Source organism: Chitinophaga flava (genome assembly GCF_003308995.1).
Lineage (GTDB): Bacteria > Bacteroidota > Bacteroidia > Chitinophagales > Chitinophagaceae > Chitinophaga > Chitinophaga flava.
The window spans coordinates 798764-823912 of record NZ_QFFJ01000002.1; the positions used below are offsets into that span (position 1 = coordinate 798764).

24 protein-coding genes and 1 tRNA gene are annotated in these 25149 nt (G+C 47.3%); 14 read left to right on the top strand and 11 right to left on the bottom strand.

All coding sequences use genetic code 11. The features are described from left to right. Nucleotides 1–25 precede the first annotated feature (25 nt). Nucleotides 26–2314 (bottom strand): 5-methyltetrahydropteroyltriglutamate--homocysteine S-methyltransferase, encoded by a 2289-nt coding sequence (gene metE / locus DF182_RS19630; protein WP_113617521.1) that lies wholly within the window; start codon nucleotides 2312–2314, stop codon nucleotides 26–28. Nucleotides 2315–2510: 196 nt separating this feature from the next. On the opposite strand from metE, the gene pepT reads away from it, so the two are divergent. From pepT to DF182_RS19645, 3 genes are all read left to right on the top strand, one after another. Further along, the gene (gene pepT, locus DF182_RS19635) at nucleotides 2511–3758 is read left to right on the top strand and encodes a peptidase T (RefSeq protein WP_113617522.1); all 1248 of its coding nucleotides are present in this window, start codon (nucleotides 2511–2513) and stop codon (nucleotides 3756–3758) included. A 115-nt stretch (nucleotides 3759–3873) separates the two neighbouring features. Beyond that, nucleotides 3874–4590, top strand: coding sequence for a MotA/TolQ/ExbB proton channel family protein (locus DF182_RS19640; protein ID WP_113617523.1), 717 nt, complete (start codon nucleotides 3874–3876; stop codon nucleotides 4588–4590). An 11-nt stretch (nucleotides 4591–4601) separates the two neighbouring features. Then, nucleotides 4602–4997 (top strand): ExbD/TolR family protein, encoded by a 396-nt coding sequence (locus DF182_RS19645; protein ID WP_113617524.1) that lies wholly within the window; start codon nucleotides 4602–4604, stop codon nucleotides 4995–4997. Between the two features lie 72 nt (nucleotides 4998–5069). On the opposite strand, the gene prmC is transcribed toward DF182_RS19645, so the two are convergent. Continuing rightward, nucleotides 5070–5927, bottom strand: a complete 858-nt coding sequence (prmC, locus tag DF182_RS19650; protein WP_161964187.1) for a peptide chain release factor N(5)-glutamine methyltransferase — start codon at nucleotides 5925–5927, stop codon at nucleotides 5070–5072. A gap of 106 nt (nucleotides 5928–6033) precedes the next feature. Between prmC and ribD the strand changes: the two genes are divergently transcribed. Both ribD and DF182_RS19660 read left to right on the top strand, forming a co-directional pair. Then, nucleotides 6034–7086 (top strand): bifunctional diaminohydroxyphosphoribosylaminopyrimidine deaminase/5-amino-6-(5-phosphoribosylamino)uracil reductase RibD, encoded by a 1053-nt coding sequence (gene ribD, locus DF182_RS19655; protein ID WP_113617526.1) that lies wholly within the window; start codon nucleotides 6034–6036, stop codon nucleotides 7084–7086. Nucleotides 7087–7111: 25 nt separating this feature from the next. After that, complete coding sequence (locus tag DF182_RS19660) at nucleotides 7112–7711, top strand: IMPACT family protein (RefSeq protein ID WP_113617527.1); 600 nt, start codon at nucleotides 7112–7114, stop codon at nucleotides 7709–7711. 380 nt (nucleotides 7712–8091) lie between these two features. Here DF182_RS19660 and DF182_RS19665 read toward each other — a convergent pair whose 3' ends face one another. Beyond that, on the bottom strand, nucleotides 8092–8988 hold the full coding sequence (locus DF182_RS19665; protein ID WP_113617528.1) for a 3-hydroxyacyl-CoA dehydrogenase family protein: 897 nt from the start codon (nucleotides 8986–8988) through the stop codon (nucleotides 8092–8094). Between the two features lie 117 nt (nucleotides 8989–9105). Then, nucleotides 9106–9762 (bottom strand): carboxypeptidase-like regulatory domain-containing protein, encoded by a 657-nt coding sequence (locus DF182_RS19670; RefSeq protein ID WP_113617529.1) that lies wholly within the window; start codon nucleotides 9760–9762, stop codon nucleotides 9106–9108. Between the two features lie 126 nt (nucleotides 9763–9888). On the opposite strand from DF182_RS19670, the gene DF182_RS19675 reads away from it, so the two are divergent. Together DF182_RS19675 and pyrF are read left to right on the top strand one after the other, a co-directional pair. After that, on the top strand, nucleotides 9889–10986 hold the full coding sequence (locus DF182_RS19675; protein ID WP_113617530.1) for an Mrp/NBP35 family ATP-binding protein: 1098 nt from the start codon (nucleotides 9889–9891) through the stop codon (nucleotides 10984–10986). Nucleotides 10987–11266: 280 nt separating this feature from the next. Continuing rightward, nucleotides 11267–12088: an orotidine-5'-phosphate decarboxylase gene (gene pyrF / locus DF182_RS19680; protein ID WP_113617531.1), complete on the top strand. Its 822-nt coding sequence runs from the start codon at nucleotides 11267–11269 to the stop codon at nucleotides 12086–12088. A gap of 147 nt (nucleotides 12089–12235) precedes the next feature. Here the strand turns inward: pyrF and DF182_RS19685 are convergent, their stop codons facing one another. Next, the gene (locus DF182_RS19685) at nucleotides 12236–12673 is read right to left on the bottom strand and encodes a YciI family protein (protein ID WP_113617532.1); all 438 of its coding nucleotides are present in this window, start codon (nucleotides 12671–12673) and stop codon (nucleotides 12236–12238) included. Nucleotides 12674–12840: 167 nt separating this feature from the next. Between DF182_RS19685 and DF182_RS19690 the strand changes: the two genes are divergently transcribed. Next, on the top strand, nucleotides 12841–14019 hold the full coding sequence (locus DF182_RS19690) for an acyl-CoA dehydrogenase family protein (protein ID WP_113617533.1): 1179 nt from the start codon (nucleotides 12841–12843) through the stop codon (nucleotides 14017–14019). Between the two features lie 246 nt (nucleotides 14020–14265). Further along, a complete protein-coding gene (locus DF182_RS19695) occupies nucleotides 14266–15276 on the top strand; it encodes an FAD:protein FMN transferase (RefSeq protein WP_113617534.1) in 1011 nt (336 codons plus the stop codon). Nucleotides 15277–15359: 83 nt separating this feature from the next. Here the strand turns inward: DF182_RS19695 and DF182_RS19700 are convergent, their stop codons facing one another. From DF182_RS19700 to DF182_RS19715, 4 genes are all read right to left on the bottom strand, one after another. Beyond that, a complete protein-coding gene (locus tag DF182_RS19700) occupies nucleotides 15360–15980 on the bottom strand; it encodes an outer membrane beta-barrel protein (RefSeq protein WP_113617535.1) in 621 nt (206 codons plus the stop codon). A gap of 31 nt (nucleotides 15981–16011) precedes the next feature. Further along, the gene (locus DF182_RS19705) at nucleotides 16012–16653 is read right to left on the bottom strand and encodes a DUF4136 domain-containing protein (RefSeq protein WP_113617536.1); all 642 of its coding nucleotides are present in this window, start codon (nucleotides 16651–16653) and stop codon (nucleotides 16012–16014) included. Between the two features lie 234 nt (nucleotides 16654–16887). After that, nucleotides 16888–17517 carry an HAD family hydrolase gene (locus tag DF182_RS19710; RefSeq protein WP_113617537.1) on the bottom strand — a complete coding sequence of 210 codons (630 nt, stop codon included), beginning with the start codon at nucleotides 17515–17517 and terminating at the stop codon, nucleotides 16888–16890. 39 nt (nucleotides 17518–17556) lie between these two features. Then, nucleotides 17557–18804, bottom strand: coding sequence for a DUF2130 domain-containing protein (locus DF182_RS19715; RefSeq protein ID WP_245957496.1), 1248 nt, complete (start codon nucleotides 18802–18804; stop codon nucleotides 17557–17559). A 318-nt stretch (nucleotides 18805–19122) separates the two neighbouring features. On the opposite strand from DF182_RS19715, the gene DF182_RS19720 reads away from it, so the two are divergent. After that, nucleotides 19123–19704, top strand: coding sequence for a TetR/AcrR family transcriptional regulator (locus tag DF182_RS19720; RefSeq protein WP_113617539.1), 582 nt, complete (start codon nucleotides 19123–19125; stop codon nucleotides 19702–19704). 74 nt (nucleotides 19705–19778) lie between these two features. Then, entirely contained in the window at nucleotides 19779–20792 is a 1014-nt protein-coding gene (locus DF182_RS19725) for a cyclase family protein (RefSeq protein WP_113617540.1), read from the top strand. A gap of 54 nt (nucleotides 20793–20846) precedes the next feature. Here the strand turns inward: DF182_RS19725 and DF182_RS19730 are convergent. Together DF182_RS19730 and DF182_RS19735 are read right to left on the bottom strand one after the other, a co-directional pair. Continuing rightward, nucleotides 20847–20933: transfer RNA gene (locus tag DF182_RS19730), tRNA-Leu, on the bottom strand. 107 nt (nucleotides 20934–21040) lie between these two features. After that, nucleotides 21041–22189, bottom strand: coding sequence for a sensor histidine kinase (locus DF182_RS19735; RefSeq protein WP_113617541.1), 1149 nt, complete (start codon nucleotides 22187–22189; stop codon nucleotides 21041–21043). A 127-nt stretch (nucleotides 22190–22316) separates the two neighbouring features. Between DF182_RS19735 and DF182_RS19740 the strand changes: the two genes are divergently transcribed. From DF182_RS19740 to DF182_RS19750, 3 genes are all read left to right on the top strand, one after another. Further along, nucleotides 22317–23327 carry a glycosyltransferase family 2 protein gene (locus DF182_RS19740; RefSeq protein ID WP_245957497.1) on the top strand — a complete coding sequence of 337 codons (1011 nt, stop codon included), beginning with the start codon at nucleotides 22317–22319 and terminating at the stop codon, nucleotides 23325–23327. 76 nt (nucleotides 23328–23403) lie between these two features. Then, entirely contained in the window at nucleotides 23404–23604 is a 201-nt protein-coding gene (locus tag DF182_RS19745) for a hypothetical protein (protein WP_113617543.1), read from the top strand. Nucleotides 23605–23890: 286 nt separating this feature from the next. Continuing rightward, nucleotides 23891–25123 carry a PepSY-associated TM helix domain-containing protein gene (locus DF182_RS19750; protein ID WP_245957498.1) on the top strand — a complete coding sequence of 411 codons (1233 nt, stop codon included), beginning with the start codon at nucleotides 23891–23893 and terminating at the stop codon, nucleotides 25121–25123. Nucleotides 25124–25149: the final 26 nt, after the last annotated feature.

A 25149-nucleotide genomic window follows, 5' to 3' on the forward strand; every position in this document is an offset into this window, starting at 1 on the left:
ACAAATATACGGAATAGGGGATGAATCACGCGAGCTCCTTCCTCACCTCGCGGGCAGCCTGCACCATGTTGCGCAGGGCCATTTCTGTTTCCGGCCATTTGCGGGTTTTCAGCCCGCAGTCAGGGTTTACCCACAAGTTGCGGACGGGTAATAGTGCAGCTGCTTTATGCAATAATTTGCTCATCTCTGTCACGCTGGGCACACGGGGAGAGTGGATATCATACACGCCGGGGCCGGTTTCATTCGGATAACGGAACTGTGCAAATGCCTCCAGCAGCTCCATCTGGGAACGCGAAGTTTCCATGGTGATCACATCGGCATCCATTGCTGCGATGTGTGCGATGATATCATTGAATTCTGCATAACACATGTGGGTATGTATCTGTGTGCTGTCCTGCACCTGGCTGACAGACAGTCTGAAGGCATTGACTGCCTGTTCCAGATAAATGCCCTGTTGTTTTTTGCGCAGTGGCAGCCCTTCCCGTAGTGCAGGCTCGTCTACCTGGATGATGGCGATGCCTGCTTCTTCGAGGTCTTTTACTTCGTCACCGATGGCCAGCGCTATCTGAAAAGCAGTGTCCATGCGGGGTTGGTCATTTCTGACAAAAGACCATTGCAGGATGGTGACAGGGCCGGTGAGCATGCCTTTGACTGGTTTGTCGGTAAGGGACTGTGCATAACGGCTCCAGTCAACGGTCATAGGGTACGGACGCCATACATCGCCATAGATCACTGGTGGCTTTACGCAGCGGGTACCGTAACTCTGTACCCATCCGTTTTGTGTGAATACAAATCCTTCCAGCTGTTCGCCGAAATATTCCACCATATCATTGCGCTCAAACTCTCCATGTACCAGTACATCCAGTCCCAGGGCTTCCTGCCAGGTGATGGCTTCCCGGATGGCAGTGCTGATGTCGTGGTCGTATTGTTCCTGGGTGATATGTCCTTTTTTGAGATTGGAGCGCAGCTGCCGTATTTCCACGGTTTGCGGGAAAGAGCCGATGGTGGTGGTAGGCAACAGTGGCAACTGCAGCTTTTCCTGTTGAAGGGCCTGGCGGGCGGCAAAGGCAAGCGGTCGTGAGAAGTCTGCTTCTGTAATGGCGGCCAGTCTTGCTTTTACAGCCGGTACATGGATGCCTGGCGCTGTACGGCGACTATCCATCACCTGCCGGTTAATGGTCAGCAGCGTTTCATCACCGGCGAGGATTTGTTTTAATGCGGCAACTTCTTCCACTTTCTGTTGTGCATAAGCCATCCATTGTTTGATCGCCGGGTCCAGAGCGGTTTCATCATCGAGATTGTAGGGGACGTGTAACAGTGAGCAGGAAGTGCCCAGCATAACACGCTGTTCGCCGATGGCGGCTGTTGCGCGCCGGATCAGCGCTGTGGATACGGTATAATCATTTTTCCAGATGTTGCGGCCATCTACTACTCCCAGTGATAACTGCATGTTTTCCGGTAATGCGGCCAGCACGTCATCGAGTTGCTCCGGAGCACGTACCAGGTCGATGTGCAGGGCGTCAACAGGCAGCTGTAATGCCAACTGGGTATTGTTTTCCAGTCCGCCGAAATAGGTGGTGAGTAGCAGTTGCTGATGGGGGAGTGCCTGGCGGATGGCTGTGTAAGCCTGTTGGAAAAGTGCTGTGTCAGCGGGTTCCAGGTCAGTTACCAGAGAGGGTTCATCCAGCTGTATCCATTCGGCGCCAGCTTCGCGGAGCGCTGTCAGTAGTTCGATATAGGCCGGCAGCAGGCGGGAAAGCAGTGCCTGACGAGTAATGCCTGCAGATTTTATTTTGCCGCAGAGGATATAGGTAACAGGGCCTATCAGCACGGGTTTGGTGCGGATGCCCAGCTGAAGGGCTTCCTTAAATTCATGAACGCTCTTGCGGCACTGCAGGCCATAGGTCTGGCTTTCATCAAATTCAGGTACCAGGTAATGATAGTTGGTGTCAAACCATTTGGTCATCTCCAGTGCTGTCAGATCAAATCCATTCTTCTGATAACCTCTGGCCATGGCGAAATACAGCTCCAGGCAATGCGGATTGGCAAAAGAACGTTGCAGTTCCTGAAAACGTGCAGGAATCACTCCAAGAGCCATGCTCATGTCGAGCATCTGATCATAAAAAGAAAAGTCGTTGGAAGGGATCAGGTCTATGCCCGCCTGATGGAGGGTTTCCCAGTGTTGTTTTCGTAGTTGCCTGGCCGTTAGCTCCAGTTTCTCCAGGGATATTTTCCCAGCCCAGTAGTTTTCACAGGCTTTCTTCAATTCTCGCTGGCTGCCTATTCGCAGGTAGCCTGGAATATTGGTAATCATATATAGGATGGTTTTTTGTTCCAGGCAAACCTATTATTATTGTGTGTTTGTTCGATCAATATTAATAAATTTGGTTTTTTGTATTAAAAAATGTGCTTTCTGTAGAATATTTTACTTTGAATGATATTGTGAGCGATGGTAAAACAGAATATTCTACGGCAAAAGGGGACACGGGTTTTTTCCTTACGTTTGCAATATGTTTACAAATTATCAATACACCGTTGACACGCGTTTTATTCGTTACGCGCAGATAGATACACAATCAGATCCTCAGAGTACCAGCTTTCCGACCACAGAAAAACAGAAAGACCTGTCCCGGTTGCTGGTAAAGGAATTACACGAGATGGGCATCACAGATGCTGAGATGGATGAACATGGTTATGTATATGCTACCATCCCTGCCAATACAGATAAACAGGTACCTGTAATCTGTTTCTGCTCTCATGTGGACACTTCTTCAGACAGTAGTGGCACTGGTGTAAAACCTATTGTTCACCGTAATTATGATGGTGGAGATATTGTATTGCCTGACGATCAAACGGTGGTGATCAGCTCCCGTGAGCATCCTTATCTGGCCAGCAAAAAAGGAGATGATATCATTACTGCCAGCGGTACTACACTGCTGGGTGCAGACGATAAAGCCGGCGTGGCAGAGATCATGGATGCGGCCAGCTACCTCATGACTCATCCGGAAGTAAAACATGGTGCTATCCGCATTCTGTTTACCCCTGATGAAGAAGTAGGCCGTGGTGTGGAAAAGGTAGACATGAAAAAGCTGGCTGCACAATTCGGCTATACTATGGATGGTGGTGAACTGGGCTCTCTGGAAGATGAGAACTTCTCTGCAGATGGCGCCAAGATCACTGTTTATGGTGTGAGTGCCCACCCTGGTGCTGCCAAAGGAAAGCTGATCAGCGCAATTAAAATTGCTGGTGAAATCGTAGATGCTTTACCGAAAGACGGCCTCTCTCCGGAAACAACCGAAGACAGGGACGGATTTATACATCCCGTTCGTATAAGCGGTACCGTGGAGAAAACGGAAATAGACTTTATCATCCGTGATTTTGATACGTCCAGCCTCGAAGCGCACGAAAGCTTCCTGCGCCGGGTAATGGACAAGGTGCTGGACCATCATCCCGGTGCCCGTGCCACTTTAAAGGTAACAGAACAATACCGCAATATGAAAGAGGTGCTGGACCAGTATCCTCAGGTAACGGCCAATGCAGCGGAAGCTATCCGCAGGGCCGGTGTACAGCCGCTGAAAATGAGTATCCGTGGCGGTACCGATGGTTCCCGTTTATCATTTATGGGTTTACCCTGCCCCAATATTTTTACCGGTGAAATGGCCCTCCACAGCAAACATGAGTATGTAAGTATACAGGATATGCAAAAAGCTGTTCAAACAATTGTATATCTGGCACAGGTTTGGGAGGAAAAGGCCTGAAAATGGAATTACGAATCAGGAATTACGAATGACGAATGAAAGATCGGATCGTAATTCCTAATTCGTAAATCGTAATTATTTTACTATTTTAACCGTTAATAGAAGAAAATCCATCATGCTACTAGGGCTCATTACACTCTTACAGGATCCATTATTAACACCGAAGGCCGACACGGTGGCGCAGGGCATTAGTGTTGCTGCCGCGCCACAGCAACAGATACACCTGATTGATATGCTCATGAAAGGGGGCGTGTTGATGATTCCGCTCGGTATCCTCTCTGTGGTTGCTGTATTTGTTTTTGTGGAACGGTGTCTCACAATTGCCAAAGCAGGCCGTCTGGAAGATAATTTTATGCCGATGATCCGTGATCAGATCACCACCGGTAATATCCAGGGTGCACGTTCACTGGCTAAAAACACACAGGGTCCTATTGCCCGTATGATCGATAAAGGCATCCAGCGTCTCGGTAAACCGATCGATTCCATCGAAAAATCTATGGAGAACGTTGGAAAACTGGAGATCTACCGGATGGAGAAAAATCTTGTTATCTTATCTATCATAGCCGGTATCGCGCCTATGTTCGGGTTTCTGGGTACTATCGCCGGGATGATCCAGACCTTCTTCAATATCTCCATTACTTCCGATATTACCCTGGGCACTATTGCTGGCGGTATCTATGTAAAGATGATCACTTCCGCTACTGGTCTGATCATTGGTATCGTGGCCTTCATTGGCTACAGCTTCCTGAATGCCCAGATAGATAAGGTTGTTAACAAGATGGAAGGTGCTGCTGCAGAATTTACCGATATCCTGCAGGAACCAACCCGATAAATCAACAGATAATGAATTTACGCAGGAGAAATAAGAAACATGTGGAAATGCACAACTCGGCATTGAACGATATCCTGTTCATTTTGCTGTTGTTCTTCCTCATTGTTTCCACACTGGCCAATCCCAACGTCATCAAACTGATGTTGCCGAAAGCTCAGAGTAATACCAAAGCCAAACAAACCGTGGTAGTCAGCATCAACGAAAAACATGAGTTTTTCGTGGGTACTACCAAAGTACCTTTTGAAGGCCTCAAACAGGCCCTGGCTCCGGCTATTGGCAATGAAAAAGTAGATCCTACCATTGTAATCAATGCTGAAAAGCTGGTGCCGATTGAAGAGGTGGTGAATGTGATGGAAGTTGCCAAACAACTGGGAGCGAAGGTAGTGCTGGCCACAGCAAAGAAATAATCATAGTTATAAAAGGCAGGGAGCAAAGATTACGTTGTAGTCTTTGCTCCCTGCCTTTTATGTGATAGTATATTACTTCGTGAATGTTCCTTTCACCATGCGGTCTTTGCCAAACATGTCTTGTTTGAGCACCACAGCTGTAAATCCCTGCTCTTCCAGCAGGGCTACTACCTCTTTCCCCAATGATTCATTGATTTCAAAATAGAGGGCGCCTCCGGCGTTTAGTTTGTGTTGTGCCAGCTGCGCGATATACCGGTAAAACAGCAGCGCATCGTTGTCTGGCACAAACAGGGCGAGCGAAGGTTCGAAGCCCCATACCTGTTGTTGCATTTCGGCCTTTTCACTTTGTGTGATATAAGGCGGATTGCTGACGATCACGTCAAACATAGGCAGGGTGTCGGTTTGCCGGGTGTTTAAGGTGTCCATATGCCAGAAACTGACATCCAGGCGTTGTTTGGTGGCATTGTCGCGTGCCACTGTCAGCGCATCTTCGCTGACATCTATGCCGGAAACCACTGCTGCCGGAATAGATTTTTTCAGGGCCAGCGGGATACATCCGCTGCCGGTGCCGATATCGAGCAGATGAGGGCGTGGTTTGCCAGCAAGTTCCTGTACAATCCATTCTACCAGTTCTTCCGTTTCCGGCCGGGGGATGAGCACACTTTTATTGACCAACAGCTCCATACCATAAAACCAGCTGGTGCCGGTAACATACTGCACCGGTTCCAGGCGTAACAACGCTTCTATGGCTGTTTTCAGGCGGGCGTTCTGATCAGGCGTCAGCAGTTTTGTTTTATGGACCAGGCGGTCCAGTTTATTCATGCCCGTGATATATTCAAGTACGATATGGGCGATATTGGCCGCTTCGCGCTCGTCATATAAGTCACCTATAGCACCTGTGATATAGGTAAAGGCTGTTTGTATTGTCAAAATTGATAATTTAAGAAATGACCGAAAAATGCAAACCGGGGGTTGATTGGCATTTTCCGTTGGCTAAAACCGTAATTTTGGCAAAAATATTACTTAACAGGGTATCATGAATAGCACGGACCATGAAATTTTTATGCGGCGGTGCCTGGAGCTGGCGGCCATGGGCCGCGGTAATGCGGCACCCAATCCGATGGTAGGCGCGGTGCTGGTGCATCAGGGCCGTATTATCGGCGAAGGTTACCATCAGCAGTATGGTCAGGCTCATGCTGAAGTAAATTGTGTCAATAGTGTGGTGGAAGAAGACAGACCGCTGATATCAAGGGCTACCATGTATGTAAGTCTGGAACCTTGTGCCCATCACGGTAAAACACCTCCCTGTGCCGACCTGATCGTATCGCAACAGATTCCCGAAGTTGTGATCGGTTGTATAGACACCTTCTCGGCGGTAGCCGGAAAAGGGATCGAAAAGCTGAAAAATGCCGGTATCAAAGTGCATACCGGCGTGCTGGAAGCAGCCTGCAGAGCTATCAACAGCCGTTTCTTTACTTTTCATGAGCAACAACGTCCTTATATAATTCTTAAATGGGCTCAGAGCGGCAACGGCTTTATGGCCGGTAGCGACGGCACACCCGTACGGATCTCCAATGCCTGGAGTAACCGTCTGGTACACCGCTGGCGTAGTGAGGAAATGGCCATTCTGGTGGGTACCCGCACCGCTATGCTCGACAACCCCCGCCTCAATACCCGCCTGTGGCCGGGAAAAGATCCTATCCGCCTGGTGATAGACAGGACCCTGTCTGTTCCCCGTACCCATCATTTGTGGGATGGCAGTATCCCTACCATCTTCCTGACAGCGGAAGAAAGCAGTCCTCATGGCCTTACACAGACCCTGCAGCTTGATTTTCAGCGGGAACTGCTGCCGCAGCTGATGGAAAGCCTCTACAGGCAACAGATACAGAGCGTACTGGTAGAAGGAGGCCCTTATGTATTACAGCGTTTCCTGGAAGCCGGTCTGTGGGACGAAGCCCGTATTATAACGGGAACGGTTACACTACCTGATGGGCTGTCAGCACCAGCCATATCTCATGCGGTGCCGGACAATACAGTATACCTGGAAGGCGATCGCATCGATTTTTACCATCGTAGCGGAGATAAATAGTATTTGGTTTTTCTAAAATATTTTGATGGAGGTTTATTTTACGATTGATAAAACAGCTGTCGCTGAGTTTAAAGACAGGGGCAGCAAGTTTCTGGCTTATGTATTTCCTGTCAAAACCCCGGAGGCGGTGAAGGAATGCCTGCTGGAAGTAAAAAAGGAGCATCCGAAAGCTACCCACCATTGTTATGCCTACCGGCTGGGAACAGACGGACTGCAGTTCAGGGCCAACGACGACGGAGAACCTTCCGGTTCTGCCGGCAAGCCTATCCTGGGGCAGATAGACAGTAAACAACTGACGGATGTACTGATAGTGGTGGTGCGTTATTTCGGGGGTACACTGCTGGGCGTACCGGGGCTGATCAATGCCTATAAGGCAAGTGCTTCCATGGTATTACAACTGGTGCCTGCCATCCAGAAAAACATAGAATCCAGGTACCATCTCAGTTTCGACTATACGATTATGAATGATGTCATGATCGTGGTAAAACAGCTCAGCTGTACAGTACTTTCCCAGGAGCTGCAGCTCTTCTGTGCTATGGACATAGGCGTGCCCAAATCGAATGAGGAGTTGTGCCTGCTGCGTCTCCGTGACATTCATGGGTTGGAGATAAAGCCGATGAAGTAGCCTGTTTCCCGATCAGCGGAAATTCAGCGATCAGTTCAAAACAGATATCAGGAGACCGGGAAGGTCCGGGATTGTCCATTTTAAGGCATTCTCTCTTTAAAATCATCAGCATAGCTACCACAACAGCCACAGTGATCAGAAAGATTTTATAACGCTTCAACATGGTAGTAAAGTTTCAGGGTGATACCGGAGAGTGATAAAGAATATGCCAGAAACAGGATGTTTGATAATGAGGAAGTTAGGATTTGCGGGAGAGGAAAAATTGTTCGGAAGTGGAGGGAAGTGTTCATTATCGGACACTGTAACCGTGATGATGTATGTTTTTTGCGGAAAGATATAAAATCAGAAGGCCCATTGCAAGTGCAATGGGCCTTCTGATTTTATCCGCGGTTCTGATGCAGAGGACTCACTACTAACTCCTTGCTTCCGGGTGTATACTGATAGAACCCTTCTCCGCTTTTCACGCCGAGATAGCCGGCGGTGACCATATTGACAAGAAGAGGACAGGGAGCGTATTTAGGATTACCGAATCCGTCGTGTAATACGTTGAGGATGGAAAGGCATACGTCGAGGCCGATGAAGTCTGCGAGTTGCAGAGGCCCCATAGGGTGTGCCATACCGAGTTTCATAACGGTATCGATTTCTGCTACGCCAGCTACGCCTTCAAAGAGGGAGTAGATTGCTTCGTTGATCATGGGCATGAGAATACGATTGGCGATGAAGCCGGGGTAGTCGTTCACTACGCAGGGTACTTTGCCCAGTTTTTCGGAGAGGGCAACGATTTGTTCGGTGACATTTTTGTCGGTAGCATAACCGTTGATGATCTCTACCAGTTTCATGACAGGCACGGGATTCATGAAGTGCATGCCGATCACTTTGGCCGGCCGTTTGGTGGCGGCGGCAATTTTGGTAATGGAGATGGAGGAGGTGTTGGTGGCCAGGATGGCATCGGGATGCGCATGCTGGTCCAGCTCCTGGAATATTTTCAGTTTGAGGGCTATGTTTTCAGTGGCTGCTTCTACTACAAGGGAGGCTTCTTTCACACCATCTGCCAGGGCAGTATGGGTGGTGATATTGGCCTGGGTTTGTGTTTTATCTGCTTCGGAGACAGTGCCTTTGGCAATTTGTCTGTCGATGTTTTTGGAGATGGTCTGTAATGCTTTCTGGAGGGCTGTTTCTGAGATATCTATCAGGTTTACGCTGAAGCCATTCTGAGCAAATACGTGTGCGATACCGTTACCCATGGTACCTGCGCCTATTACCGCTATTTTTTGCATGGAGATTATTTTGGTTCTGATAATAGGGCAATATAAGCTGAAATTATGAATTGTATAAAAAGACAAAGACCTGAGCAGGTGATGATTGCCCAGGTCTTTGTCTTTTTATCGTGATAACTAGTAGTCGTCTTTTCGTTTGAAATCGCCTCTTTTCCAGGCCTGGATGAACTGTGCCCAGGCGAGGGGGTTGAAGATATTTTGTGGCGGTGGTTGCCCTGCATAATAGAGCGACTGCGCCTGTTTATTGAGATAATGATTTACGCCTTCTGCGCCATCAACGGGGGTGAAGCGTGACATGGCCCGTATGCGGGCATTTTCCGTGTTTTTACGGGCAATCTCGTAGGCATCGTCGGGGACGTCCATAGAGGCGAAAGCCCTTTCAAACTCCTGCCGGGAAAGGTAGGGTTTGATAATAGTGACGGGGAGATAGGTGGTATCTTCCACCATTAGTTGTATCAGCGAGAAATTGTTACCTTTAAGGGTGGTCGGAATCTTATAATCCTTGCGTTTAAAGCCAACCGCACTGAAGGTGAGGGTATCACCTTTGAATACAACGATCGAAAAAACACCGGCGGTGTTGGAAATAGTACCTCTGCCTTGTCCTCTTACAATAATACTTACTGCCGGGATGGCTCTGAGACTGTCAGCTGTCATGGTTACACCTGAAATCTGAATAACGCTGTCGCGGAAATCTGCAATCTGAGCCTTCAATAGGAAAGGTGATAACAGGAACGCAAGTATGAGTGACAGTATGTAGGATCTTTTGTGATGCATGCCGGCCCTAAGATATAGAAATTTAGTTTACTTGTTCCCTTACAATGGATGACCGCAAAGGAGTTTGTAAAATAACTTGCAATTGGGTTAACTTTGCAGGCAGCATTCAAATTTTAACAACAATTTATGATGACGAAAGAGCAGATTTTACAGGCCCTGAGCAACGTCGAAGAGCCCGATCTGGGAAAGGATCTGGTGACGTTGAACATGGTAAAAGATATAGAGATAGACGGTAATAAAGTGAAGTTTACGGTGGTATTGACGACACCAGCCTGTCCTTTGAAAGATCTTATCAGAAATGCGTGTGTAAACGCTATTCACATGATGGTCAGCAAAGACGCGGTAGTGGAAGTGGTGATGACGGCTAACGTAAGCTCCAGACGTAAAGATGGCGGAGCTGTATTGTCGAATGTGAAGAACATCATCGTAGTGGCTTCCGGCAAGGGAGGTGTGGGTAAGTCTACCGTGGCTGCCAACCTGGCCCTGGCCCTTGGTCGTGATGGCGCCCGTGTAGGTCTGATGGATGCCGATATTTACGGCCCGTCTGTACCTATCATGTTTGGCCTTCGCGGAGAAAGACCACTGATGGTTAATGTAGATGGTAAAGGCATGATAGAGCCTATGGAGAGATACGGTATCAAAGTGATGTCTATCGGTTTGCTGATTGATGAAAGAGATGCTGTGGTTTGGCGCGGACCAATGGCCAGCAGTGCTTTGAAACAATTTGTTACAGATGTACATTGGGGTGAACTGGACTACCTGGTGATCGATATGCCTCCCGGAACCGGTGATATCCACCTGACACTGGTGCAGACCGTACCGGTTACCGGCGCTGTAATCGTGACCACTCCACAGGATGTGGCCCTGGTAGATGCCAAAAAAGGTATCGCTATGTTCAGCGGTAAACAGATCAATGTACCGATCCTCGGTCTGGTAGAAAATATGGCTTACTTCACGCCGGCAGAACTTCCGGAAAACAAATACTACATCTTCGGAAAAGAAGGTGGTAAAAAACTGGCTGAAGACCTGGAAATTCCGTTCCTGGGCCAGATTCCGCTGGTACAAAGCATCCGAGAAGGTGGCGATACCGGCGTACCGGCTATGGCCAGCGATGATAAAATCACCCGCAAAGCCTTCCTGGACGTGGCTGGTGCCGCCGCCAGAAGCATTGCTATGCGTAATGCCAATATAGCACCTACTAAAATCGTAGATATTATCGCCTGATCCGGGATACCGGAAAACAGCTACTCAGCGAAGACAATGTGGATGAAACCGCTTTGTCTTCGCTGTTTTTTTTAGAAAAAGCAGTGCTTTAATTTGAAATTCTTCATCCATTTTTTCCTTACCTTTAATCGAGTCATCCTCCGTATAGATTGTCGGTAAAAAAACATAACAACCACAACAAATACATCACAGTAATTAGATCATAAGTAATCATAATATGTGTAAAACAGCTGCAATGCTTAAGTTTTGCTTAACTTTGCGCCCCAAATAAAAACCGACTATGAATCGACAGGAATTGGTGAATCTTATCAAGGAAAAACAATCTTATCTCTGTATAGGATTGGACACTGACATACAAAAGATTCCGAAACACCTGCTGTCTCACGCAGATCCGGTGTTTGCCTTTAACAAGGCAATTATTGATGCTACCAAAGACCTTTGTGTAGCCTATAAAATCAATACCGCCTTTTACGAAAGTATGGGCATCCGTGGATGGGAAAGCCTGCAGCGTACGGTAGAATATATCCCTTCCGGTATTTTTACCATTGCTGACGCCAAACGAGGCGATATCGGCAATACCTCTACACAATACGCAAAAACTTTTTTTGATACGTATAAGTTTGATTCCGTTACGGTAGCACCTTATATGGGCAAAGACAGCGTGTTGCCATTCCTTCAGTTCCCTGAGAAGTGGACCATCCTGCTGGGACTCACATCCAATGAAGGCAGCCAGGATTTTCAGCTGCAGCAGGCAGGTGAAGAGCTGTTGTTTGAAAAAGTAATAAAAGCAGCGATGCAATGGGGTACACCTGATAATCTCATGTTTGTGGTAGGAGCCACTCAATCAGCCCAGCTGGCGCATATCCGTGAAATGGCGCCTGATCATTTCTTCCTGGTGCCAGGAGTAGGTGCACAAGGCGGCAGTCTGCAAGAGATCTCCACACATGCCATGAACAAAGATTGCGGACTGCTGGTAAATGCCAGCCGCGCTATTATCTATGCCGGTAACGGAGAAGATTTTGCTGTGGATGCCCGCAACGCGGCCCTGCAATATCAACAGGAAATGGCCACTTATCTGAACCAGGCAGCTGTAAGCCTCTAAACGCAGTTGCAGTTGGCGTTAGCTTTTAGTCGCAGCCCGGAAAAATTTCTACTGGGGCTAAAAGTTAACCGCTGACAGGTTTACAAAAAAATATCTGCACGAAAAGAAGAACATCTGTCTAAAAAATAAAAGTTAACCCCTCAGCAATTATTTAAACAGACAATTCCGCTCTGTCCACCAGGGAAGCACTTCAAAACACAGCCGTCCTGCTTTTATAGCAGGATCACTTTCCACCAGCTGCACCGCCTCCAGACTATCTTTACAATTGAGGATAAACATGCCTTTCAGATCACCATCGTTGCCGAAAGGACCGGCAGTGATCAGTTTGCCGGCTTTGGCCAGCCGGGTAATATTTTGCAGGTGGGCAGACTGAATTTTCGCGGCATCTTCCATATTTTGGTCCCGATGCGGGCCCGTTTTAAGAAAAACCATCCAGTAACACTTGATATCCGGGTTCGGTACCGTTTTTTTATGCGTCACCACTCCCGAAAGAGAAACAGATCGTAATGGCGTAGGATTGAAAGTTAGGATCACAAGGAACATAAACCCCATCAGCAGCAGTGCAGGAATAATTTTGCTTGCCATAACCCTGAATTTAAACCGAAGATAGGGAACTTGTTATGAATTGTGAATGACGAAATATGAATTACGAATTGAGAACGAATACTTTAGTAATATCCCTTCTGTTTACAGTTCGTAATTCGTATTTCGTAATTCGTAATTGGTTATATTGGGTTACTAAACCCAAATAGATGTCTAAAGATTTATTCCAGTCACCCGATTATTTTGCTGTAGATGGTTTGTTAACGGAAGAGCATCTGTTAATTCGTGATACAGTAAGGCAATGGGTAAAAAAAGAGATTTCACCTATTATTGAAGACTATTGCCAACGCGCGGCTTTCCCTTCGCAGATTCTGAAAGGCCTGGGTGACCTGGGCTGTTTTGGCCCTACCGTCCCGCAGGAATACGGAGGTGGCGGTATGGACCATATTGCCTATGGACTGATGATGCAGGAGCTGGAAAGAGGAGATAGCGGTATCCGCTCTACCGCATCAGTACAGGGTTCGCTGGTGATGTATCCGATCTTTACTTTTGGCAGCGAAGCCCAGAAAAGAAAATATCTGCCCAAACTGGCCACCGGTGAATGGATGGGCTGTTTCGGCCTCACAGAACCAGACCACGGTTCCAACCCTGCCGACATGATCACCAACTTTAAAGAAGATGGCGATCATGTGATCCTCAACGGCGCCAAGATGTGGATATCCAATGCACCTTTTGCACAGATTGCCGTAGTATGGGCCAAAGATGAAGAAGGTGTTATCCGTGGCATCATCGTGGAAAGAGGTATGGAAGGATTTACCACCCCCGAAACAAAAGGTAAATGGAGCCTGCGCGCCAGTGCTACAGGTGAACTGGTATTTGATAATGTAAGAGTTCCCAAAGAAAATATATTGCCCGGCGTAAAAGGGTTAAAAGGCCCCCTCAGCTGTCTTTCTTCCGCACGTTACGGCATTGCCTGGGGCGTGATCGGAGCAGCGATGGACTGTTATGATACCGCCCTCCGTTACTCTAAAGAACGTACGCAGTTTGGCCGCCCTATCGGTGGTTTTCAGCTCACCCAGAAGAAACTGGCAGAGATGATCACAGAAATCACCAAAGCACAGTTGCTCAACTGGCGCCTGGGCGTACTCAAAAACGAAGGCAAAGCCACACCGGCACAGATCTCCATGGCCAAACGTAATTCCTGTGAAGTGGCTACCAAAATTGCCCGCGATGCCCGCTCTATCCTGGGCGGTATGGGCATCACCGGAGAGTTCCCGGTTATGCGCCACATGATGAACCTGGAGAGTGTACTTACTTATGAAGGAACGCATGAAATTCATCTCTTAATCACCGGCATGGACGTGACGGGGATGGATGCTTTTAAATAATCCCCGGGCTGAAGCCCGGGGCTAAATTTGATATAAGCTTTCCCGGGTTGTATCCGGGACTAAAGCGCTGAACTTTGGTTTCAGACAAATTTAGTTATGGGCTTCAGCATCAAATAATCTTAGCTCTGGGCTTCAGTTTCCAACAAACTTAGCCCCGGGCTTTAGCCCGGGGACTTTCAAAGGCCATCACAAAATATTATCTTACTCGCTGGTTGTTATTTCCAATTAAAAAGGGACCAGCTTACCATGAGATTTTTATTACTGCTGACAGGTTTGTTCCTGGCTACTGTGGCCAGTGCGCAGGAGTTACCGCTTAAACTGGCCGCCTGCGAAGGAAAGGCGCAAGGCACTTATTACATTGTAAAATACCTGACAGCAGACACGACATCGCTGCAAAAGCGGATAGACTCCGTATTTGCGGTGATAGACCAGTCATTGTCGTTGTATAAGCCGGGTTCGCTGATCAATCAGTTTAATGCTACCGGCCAGGTGACCATGGATGAGCATATGCAGGCCGTGGTAGACAAGGCCCTGTTTGCCAGTAAAGCTACCCACGGTGTTTTTGATATTACCGTAAAGCCGCTGGTATATCTCTGGGGATTTGGTGTTACCAAACCAGGCTTCAAAGGTGTGCCACCAGCCGATAGCATTAAGAATGCATTATCGTATGTGGGTTACCGTTATCTGCGGGTAAAAGGGGAGCATCTTTCTACCACCAAAAAAGGAGTTCAGATCGACTGCAATGGTATTGCTCAGGGCTATACGGTAGATGTGCTGGGAAAATTCCTGGAACAGCAGGGAATTCACAATTACCTGGTGGATGTAGGCGGAGAGTTGTGTGCTAAAGGCGTGAATCAGCAGGGAAAAACATGGCGGGTAGGTATAGAACGACCAGCTCCCGGAGATACCACCTACGAACCGATTCAGGGGATGGTACAGCTGGAGAACAAGGGAATAGCTACCAGCGGTAATTACCGTCGTTTTTTTGACCAGGGACGCACCCGCTTTGCCCATACCATCGACCCTGCTACTGGTATTGCTCTACACAACAATATCATCAGTGTGACGGTGATCGCAAAAGATTGTTTTACCGCAGATGCATTTGATAATCCGCTTATTCTGATGGGAGTGGAAAGAGGACTCCGTTTTATTGCAGAGCATCCGGGGCTTGGATTGGAAGCATTATATATTTACAAGGCTGCGGATGGCAGTATTAAAGAGTCTTACAGTAAAGGATTTGCCGACTATTTTATTTGATGTAGATAAAAAAATCCCGCTCCGTTTAATACGAAGCGGGAGACATCCTCACTTTTCCTCTTTCATGAATATGGATAAAAAGCTTAGTGGATATGGATTCTAAGCCCAATGTTTGCCTGAATGGAACTGTAGTTGGTGATATCGTTGAACTTATACGGTGAGTAGTTGTAACGCACATTAGCGTTAAACATCACCGGAGAGTAGGCGCCAAAAGGCACGTTGATGCCTATTTCGGGGCTTACGATAAACTGCCAGCTGTTATTTTTCTCCACAAATTCACCCCAGTATTTTTCGTAGTTCATATTAGCGGCACCGATGCCGAGCAGGCCGTAAGGTATTACGGGGCTGGTGGCTTTGGTGAAAGCATAACCGACAGTGGCCTGGAGGGGAATCACCTGCAGGGTGCGGGACTGTACGGCAGAAATATCGCCTTGTTTGTCGGAGTATATGGCACGTGGCAGCCTTTCGTAATAGTCCTGGAAGCCGCTGCGGAAGCCTACTGACAGGCGGTCGTTCAGCATATATTGCAGGCCGGCACTCCATCCGCGGAAGCTGGTTTTATTGCTATAATCTTTCAGGGAGCCCAGTGGCTGGGCAATGGAATAGTTCAGGTCTAAAGAAAGCGGCGGACGGCTTTGTGCAGATACCACTTGAACAGCCACACATCCTGCCAGCACCAGCAGCCAGTTTTTTATCTTTTTCATCTTCTAATCAGTTTAAAGTTTTAGAATCAGCTTATTTGCTTTTGCTCAGATAGGCAGACTGGGCAAATGAAGCCTGAACCATTGCATCCACATTGTTGGTATTCCATACGCCGGAACCGCGCCAGAGCGAGTTCCAGATGACATTGAACTTGTCGTTCTGCGCATTTTTCAGATCGAAGAGATCGATAGCAGTTTGTTTTTCGTTTACCTGGAACACGTTATAGTAGGAAGGCCAGTACCAGCCACCACCGGGATATCCCCAGTAGCCGGCATCCCAGTAGCCGGGACCGCCCCACCATCCAGGGTTCCAGCTGATAGACGTATAAGAGTTGTCTATCCTGGTGAGGTTGATGCCAAGGTCTGGTTTGGCAGATTTATCTACCAGCGTGTAGCCACGTTGTTTCATGGCAGCGGTAACAGAAGCGATCAGTTGTTTGTCGTAGGTAGTCAGCGCTTTTTTAGCAGAGTCGCTGTTTCTGCTCAGCACCACCACTGAATCTACTATGCTGAAAGTGGAATAGGAGGTGAAGTCAGCTTTGGCGTCGTGGTTGGTGATATAAATCCGTGACTCCTCATCTGTCATATCTTTCAAGGGGTCTTTACGACAGCTGCTGAATGAAAGTATTGCCATCACAACGGCAACAGTACTTAGTAAATACATTGTTCTTTTCATATCCTCGCGTATTAATTTTTAAGGAATGGTCTCTTCCGTGTACAGGTTAACAGCGGAGTGCGTGTCAAATGTTAACAAATTTAACGCCGGTTGGCACGCGGCTGCAGGAAGTTTCCGTATCTCTTCTTGTTCAACGCTTTGGATGGGAAGATGTTACAAAAAGTTTAGTGAGGAATTGTTAAGGTAATCTTAAAATGGAATTGGGTTAACAAAATGAGCTTTTAACAAAGATGACTAATTTAATATGTTTTTTGTGATTAATGCATCTTTCAATTGCTCCGGGTGGATGAAGTGGATACTGTCAATACCTTGTTGCTCGGCTGCTTTCACGTTACGCAGGTTATCATCGATAAACAATGCTTTTTCGGGAGATACCTGGTATCTGTCGAGCAGCAGCTGGTAGAAAGTGGGAGAGGGTTTGCGCTGTTTTTCACGGCCTGATACCACAATACCATCAAACCATTGCAGGAAAGGGAATTCGACCAGTGCGAGCGGGAAAGTTTCGTTAGACCAGTTGGTGAGTGCATAGAGTTTGTATTTGCCACTCTCTTTCAGTTGGCGCAGCAGCGTTACAGAATCGGCGATTTCGCCAGCCAGCATTTCTTTCCAGCGGCCGTAAAATGCGCGTATATGCGCTTCATGTTGCGGATAAGTGGCTACCAGCATTTCGGTGCCTTCCTGCAGGCTTCTGCCCGCATCCTGTTCTTCGTTCCAGTCGGGTGTACAAATGTTTTGCAGGAAATCATCCATTTCTTCTTCAGTGGCAAATATCTTACGGTAAAGATAACGAGGATTCCAGTCTATCAATACAGACCCCAGATCAAAAATGATCGTGTTGTATTCGTTGTTTATACGGCTTTTCATAGGTTAGTGAGACGATTTGAAAACAATTTGGTTTAAAGGTTATTCCAGTATTTCATCAGCGGCGTCTTCCAGTAGTTTGAGATCTACGGAGTCGCTGCCGGCGATACCTTCGATAGAGCCTTTTATATGGGCAGCGTTGAGTAATACTTTTTCAAGTTGTTTTTCGCGGGCTTTCCAGAGTTTTTCCATGGCATCGCGTTCGCGCTGTATCGATAATTTCATCGACATAAAACCTTCTCTGATGGCTTTCCATTGTTCAGCAAATTCAATGCTGGTAAGGTAACCGTAGAGCATGTGCATTTTGTCGCCTTTATTTTCCTGGGTGCGTACACTGGCAGCGATCTTAATAATACTATCCCGCAGGATATAAGCCAGTGCTTTTACTTCGGAGAAGGTACAGATCCATACACCGTCTTTTTCTCCGAAACGTTCCATGTCTTTAGGCATTGTCTGTGTAACGAGAATGGCCACATCCACACCCTGGCTACGCATATCGGCTTTCAGTTTTTCCACCCAGTCGCGTGCAAATTCCTTGGTTCTTTTACTTTCGTAGATGATGCGGCCACATTCCTGACCCACGGAGTTGCGTACCAGCTGAACACAATCGGCTCCTCTTACGCCTTTGCCTACAGGTGTTACTTCGTCGAAAGGGAAAGTGCTGCGGAGCATTTCTTCCAGAACCAGCTCCTGTACTTCGCCTTGCAGCTGAGAAGAGCCTTGTTCGGCGCGGCGTTTCATCTCTTCGGCCAGTTTACGCTGGTCTTCCAGTTGTTTTTCCAGCTCGCGCATACGCAGCTGGTATTCGGTATCTTTAAGGCTGTTGCGTTCTGCTTCTTCCCGGCGGATTTTTTCTGCCAGTTCACTGCGTGATTCGAGCAGTTTTTTCTGAAGCTGGAGTTCCATTTCCTGTTCCTTGCTTTTCATTTCCTGTTCTTTCCGGAGAAATTCCAGTTCCTGTCTGCGGGCTTCTTTCAGCCTGGCTTCCTGTTCCTGGTTGGCTTCACGGAGCAGGGCCATCTGATTGTCAAAATCAGCGGAGATGGATTTGCGCAGGTCTTCCGCCAGGGTGTCCTGCAGATGTTTTTTCTCTGCCTGCACCCTTTTGCTGATCTCATCTTCCTGCTGAAGTCTGAGCGTTTCTATCTGCTGGCGTTCCTGCGCCATTTTTGTTTTTTCGGAAAGCAGGGAGTTTTTTTCGGCCTGCAGGGAATCCAGGCGCCTGCGCCATTCAGCTTCCATTTTCCCCCTCATCTCCTTTTCAATGTCTGCTGCAAAAGCATCCTCCATGACAAACTGGTGTTTGCAATTGGGACAGGTAATAGATGTTCCCATAATCTCAATACAAAAATTATGTAAAGATAGGGTTTAGAAAGTTTGCCCGGCGGGAATAAAAAAATGGAAGGAATACTACTTCCTTCCAGTATGTACGGTAAACAAACAATGGTAAAAGGGATAGTCTCTTTTTTTCTTGTCTGGGGTATAGCTAAATTCAGATTTTACTATTAGCCGGCTGTTAAGAAAAGATGAAGGAATTGTTAAGAAGCGGAGGATGGTTTTGCTAAAATATTTTGAATGATCGTTCAAGAATTATAACTTTGTGTTGATATGGCAAGAAATAAGGAATTCATACCCGCAGAAAGGCTGGAAAAGGCGATGGAAGTATTCTGGCAGAAAGGCTATTATGCAACATCCATGAAGGACCTTGTTAAAGCGATGTCGCTGAACCCAGGCAGTATTTACGGGGCTTATGGCGATAAACTCCAGCTGTTTCTGGCCGGGCTGAAAATGTACTGTGACATGAGTGAAAACGGCTACAGGGCGGCCGGAATATCCGCCACTTCTCCGCTGGCGGCTATTAAAGCAGTTATTCACAAAGCGGTGCAGCGTTCTTTTATCGAAGACAGAGCCTGCATGGTGGTACGGTCCAGTTTTGAGCTGGCGCAAACGGAGCCCGAAGTTCTTAAACTGCTGAAAGCACATAACCTGGTATTGGTGTCTATATTATCGGATTGGATAACAGAGGCCCAGGCCGAAGGTGCCATCTCCGGTACAAAGGATCCCCGGACCATGGCGGCGTTTATTACCGCAAACTTCGCCGGCATCTGGCAGCTGCAGCTGATCCACCACGACCGTAAGTTATTGGATGCCATGGAAAAGACGCTGACTGATACGCTGTTTTCTACATAAAATTTAATGCCCTTTAGTGGGCATTTTTTTATGTCTAGTTATTGAATGATCGTTCAAAAATAAAATCAAATACAATGGCAAAAGAAACAATTGAAGTATTAATCAAAAAGGCTGTTACCGGCATCACATTCGTATTATTCAGCAGCGTTACTGCGCTGGGGCAGGAAGTGGGCAAGAGTCCCTGGGGCCCGGCAGATGAAATCGGATCGCTGAATATGATGAGCGACAGTTTAAATGTCCGGCTGTTTTCAAACATCAGTTCAGGGAAAATATACGACCTGGGTGTGGAGTACTTTGTTGGCATGCCCGGTTTCACTGAGCTGGGAGACCCTGCGTATCAATACTGGCTCACACATACGCCACGCGGTACGGTAGTGGGCAATACCACGCATCAGGGTGAGGCGGTCAATAAAAAAGTCAGTTATACCGGTGATGCCATATCGATGTACACTCATACTGGTACCCATATCGATGCGTTGAATCATTTTGGTTTGAACGGCAAAATATGGAATGGCGTTGCTGCCGATGAACATCTGAGTGATCGTGGCTGGGATAAGTCGGGCTCGGAAAAAATACCACCGATCACTGGTAGGGGCGTATTAATTGATCTGGCAGGTTATAAAGGAGAAGATGTGCTGCCGGGCAATTACGTGTTTAGTTTGAAAGAGTTGAAGGAGCTGATCAGGAGTCAGCAGCTTCAGATCAACCGCGGTGATATTGTATTTTTCAGAACAGGGCTGATGAAATATTTCTACCACGACAAGGCGAAATTTATGAGTAACAGTCCGGGTCTCAGCGTGGAAGCGCTGCAGTGGCTGGTAGAGGAAAAAGGAGTGATGTTACTGGGTGCTGATAATCTGGGGCTCGAAGCTTTGCCTTCAGGGGATAGTAGCAACTGGCTTCCAGGGCACACTTATCTGCTGGCACAGAAAGGGATTGCTTTTATTGAGTTGCTTTATCTGGAGGAGCTGGCAGCCGCCCATGTAAATGAGTTTCTGTTTATCGGTCTTCCTTTGAAAATAAGAGGCGCCAGTGCTGCGCCTATGCGGCCGATTGCCATTCCGCTGAAAACGTATAGGCGGGGTTGATACATGAAGTGTATACGCAAAAAAAAAGTGGAAAAGTCTTATGACTTTTCCACTTGGTGCGAAGGAAGAGATTCGAACTCTCAAGCCCTTTCAGGCACTACCACCTCAAAGTAGCGCGTCTACCAATTTCGCCACCTTCGCATCGTTTCTGGTAGAATGGGCTGCAAAAATAAGGGCTTTTTAGAAATAAGCAAATTTATTTATGCTTTTTCTCAAAAATGTATTTTCTATAGTGTGGTAAAAATCGGCTACTTCCTAAGCAGGATGCGGAAAGTAGTGCCTTTATTTATTTCTGAAGATTTTACAAAAAGTCTTCCTTTATGGTATTCTTCGATGATTCTTTTGGCTAGAGAGAGGCCTAAACCCCAACCTCTTTTTTTGGTACTGAAGCCTGGCTTGAACACTTTTTCGAAGTTCATTTTAGGAATGCCCTTACCGGTGTCTGAGATATCTATGGTTACGAAAGTGGAATGATTTTCTATGTAGATATCTATTTTGCCGCTGCCTTCCATGGCGTCCAGCGCGTTTTTTAGGAGGTTCTCTACTACCCAGTCGAAGAGCGGGGGAGAGATCATCACTGGTAATTCCTTTTCGGTGGTATGTGTAGCGAAGAATACTTTCTGTGGTGCTCTTTTGCGGATATAGGCCACCATGTTTTCCAGTTGTTCGAGTACATCTCTTTCTTCCAGTTTAGGGACGCTGCCTATTTTGGAGAAGCGGTCGGTGATCAGTTTGAGGCGGTCTACGTCTTTGGCCAGTTCGGTGACCATCATCTGGTTGGCTTCATTTTCCCGGAGTATTTCCAGCCATGCTTCCATAGAGGACAGCGGGGTGCCCAGCTGGTGGGCTGTTTCCTTGGCAAGGCCTACCCACACCTGGTTTTGGGTGGCTCTGTTGGTGCTGGAGAGCGCAAATAATACGAGGGCGATGAAGAGCGTTACTACCAATAGCTGAACGTAGGGGTAGTACCGCACTTGTTTGAGAATAAGGGAGTCGCCGTAGTAGATGTAGTTGTACAGTTTATGGCGGGCATCCACTTCCATGATAAAGGGAGGATGTTGTTTTTTGAAGGCGATTAATTGTTCTTTCAGGTATTGAGGATTTTGTGCGATGCGGATGGAGTCGAGGTTACGGCTGTCGAGGATGGTGCCTTGTTCGTCGGTGAGGATCAGCGGGATGGTGGTGTTGGTGGTCACGATTTCCACGGCGAGGTTGAGATTGGCGTCCGGATCGGATTTGAGGAGTTCCCGGTTGGCTTCTACCCAGGTGGCTACTTTTTTTCGTTCTTCATCCTGAATTTTTCTCGACAGGCTGCTGACAAACCATATTGTGGTCACGATGATGAGCACTGCTATGGAGGCCAGTACGAACTTCCACCCGATATATTGTCTAAACATAAATCTAATTTAAGCCTTATTCCGCTTTGATGATTCTGTATGATTAGCAAATATTAAAATCCTTTGTTGCATATTTGCATCTCTTAAATTAATTGTTCACGCATAAACGTAATATCCGTTGCCCATATTGCCGTCAGTTGCAGTTGTTATTTTAAATTGGAACGGGAAGGCTTTCCTGGAGAAGTTCCTGCCCTCGGTGTGCCACTCTACGTATGGTAATCTGCAGCTGGTGCTGGCCGACAATGCTTCTACAGACGACAGTGTGGCGTTTGTACAGGAGCATTATCCTACGGTCAGTATTATCCGAAACCCTGCGAATGATGGTTTTGCTGGTGGTTATAATGAAGCCCTGGCCCATGTGAAGGCCGATATATATGTGTTGCTGAATCAGGATGTGGAAGTAGAGCCGGGATGGATAGAGCCGGTGGTGGCCCTGATGGAATCAGATCCGCGTATTGCTGCCTGTCAGCCTAAGATGCGGGCCTATCATCAGCCCGATGAGTTTGAGTACGCCGGTGCTGCTGGTGGCTGGATGGACGTGCTGGGCTATACTTTTTGCCGGGGACGTATTCTGTATACTACCGAAAAAGATAAAGGCCAGTACGACGATGTACAGGATATTTTCTGGGCTACCGGAGCGGCGTTGTTTATCCGTTCGGCCTGTTTTCATGAGGTAGGCGGATTTGACCGCGACTTCTTTGCTCATATGGAAGAGGTGGACCTGTGCTGGCGTCTGCAGCGGGCCGGTTACCGGATCTGCTACTGCCCCGGTTCCAAAGTATTCCACGTAGGTGGTGGCAGTCTGCCGCAAGGTAATCCCCGTAAACTATATCTCAACTTCCGCAACAATCTGATGATGCTGTGGAAGAACCTGCATAGTGAAGACCGCTGGATCGTGCTTTTTCAGCGTTTTTTCCTGGATATCCTGGCGGCTGTAAAAAGCCTGGTGTCCGGCAAACCCAGGGATATGACCGCCATCTACCGTGCCTACCGCGACTATTACCGGTGGCGGAAAAAATATGTTAAACAGGATAACCTGCCGGAAATGAAACTCATGCGGATGAAAGGAGTGTTCCATGGTATCATGATCTGGCGGTATTATTTCCTGAGACACAAAAAATTCTCCGAGCTGATATGATGTTGACAAAATATCTGTTTTGGCGAATAGATAAATCCAAAATATTTATTAGGTTTGCACCGGAAATAATCTGAATATGGAACATAACACTATAGAAAACAAGAATGACATCACCCGTAACAGGGTTTCCCGCTCCCGCTTCCTCTATTACGTGGGCCTGTTTTGTATCGTGGCATTCACACTGGGAGGTTGCTACAATCTTTACAAGCACAAATATCAGGGTAAACCTGAAGTGACCGTGCAGGAAAGTTCCTTGTACAATCCAAAATATAAATAAGCATACTGCTTTTACATAATTATCCGGGGCTGACCATTGGTCAGCCTTTTTTGTTGGTATCTCCCTATGATTGGGTGCCGGAAGCAAGGCACCTTTGGATTCATGAGAGCGGCAGAATAATCTGTATACTCCCGACAGCCGGGCTTTTAAAGACATGCCGGACTGTCTTCGTTACTCCCTTCCTTCGTTTCTTTTCCTCATTGCGCAAATAATATTCCCGATAAGAGCAGTTCCGGAGCTGATAACCTGTGATTTTTGTAACGCCGGATATTCCCGGCCAGCCTTTATGAAAACAATGACCCAACGGAAAAAGAAGGAAGCAGGGAAACCCGGCAAAAAAAAATCCATGGTACGAACGGTGGTAGACAAGCTGCATTTGTGGCTGGGACTGGCTTCCGGTCTCATCGTACTGATTATCAGCATTACCGGATGTCTGTTTGTTTTCCAGCGGGAAATCAATGAGCTGGTGTATCATCGGCAAATGCATGTGGTGCCGCAGGAGCAGACCTTGCCGCTGAGTGTGCTGCGTGACCATGCCCAGCAAGCCCTGGGAGCCGATAAACCGATACTTTCCATGACCACCTGGCGTCTTCCGGACCGGGCCTGGGAGTTTATGGCATATAAAGCTAATGATACGGCACTCACCTATTTTGGGGTGATGGAATACTATGAATCTGTATTGGTGAATCCTTACACAGGGCAGGTGACCGGAAGAATAGATTACAAGTATAATTTTTTCAGCATTGTGAAGTATATCCACTGGAGCCTGTTGCTAAACACAAAGTACGGGCAGCCTGTAGTGGGATGGAGCACTGTTATCTTTGTAGTGCTGCTGATTACGGGATTGATTATGTGGTGGCCCAAACGCTGGACCAAAGCAACGCGCGATCAGAGTTTCAAAATCAAATGGAAGGCTGGTTTCAAAAGGATTAATTACGACCTGCATAATGTACTGGGCTTCTATTCACTGCTGGTGGCCCTGGTAATTGCGCTCACAGGCATGGTATGGGCGTTTAAATGGTTTGAAACTGCCGTATATGTGGCTGCATCCGGTACTACTACCGCTCCGGTATCGCCTGTTTATACTTCCATCAAAACAACTGCAGGTGCCGGCAATCCGCCACTGGACATGGCTTTTGATGCAGCTCAGCCGATGCTTAAAAATGTGGACCGTGTTTTCGTATATCCGGCATCGTATCCGGAAGGTGTACATACGATTGGGGGATATAAAGGAAAGGATATTTATTTTGGTGCAGACGAACTGAAGTTTGACCAATATACCGGAAAGCTGCTGGGGCGCGAGGAATACAGGAAGAAGAACAGTGGAGAGAAACTGATTGCGATGAATTATGATATACATGTAGGCGCTATCGGCGGGCTGCCAGGCAAAATACTGGCTTTTATCATCAGTTTTATTTGTGCATCTCTGCCGGTTACCGGCTTTTACATATGGTGGGGTAAACAGCGAAAAGCCCGAAAAAAGGCAGCAAAGCCGGTGGCGAGATTGAATACGATATAAATTCTATAATATTTTTTGTTGCCTTG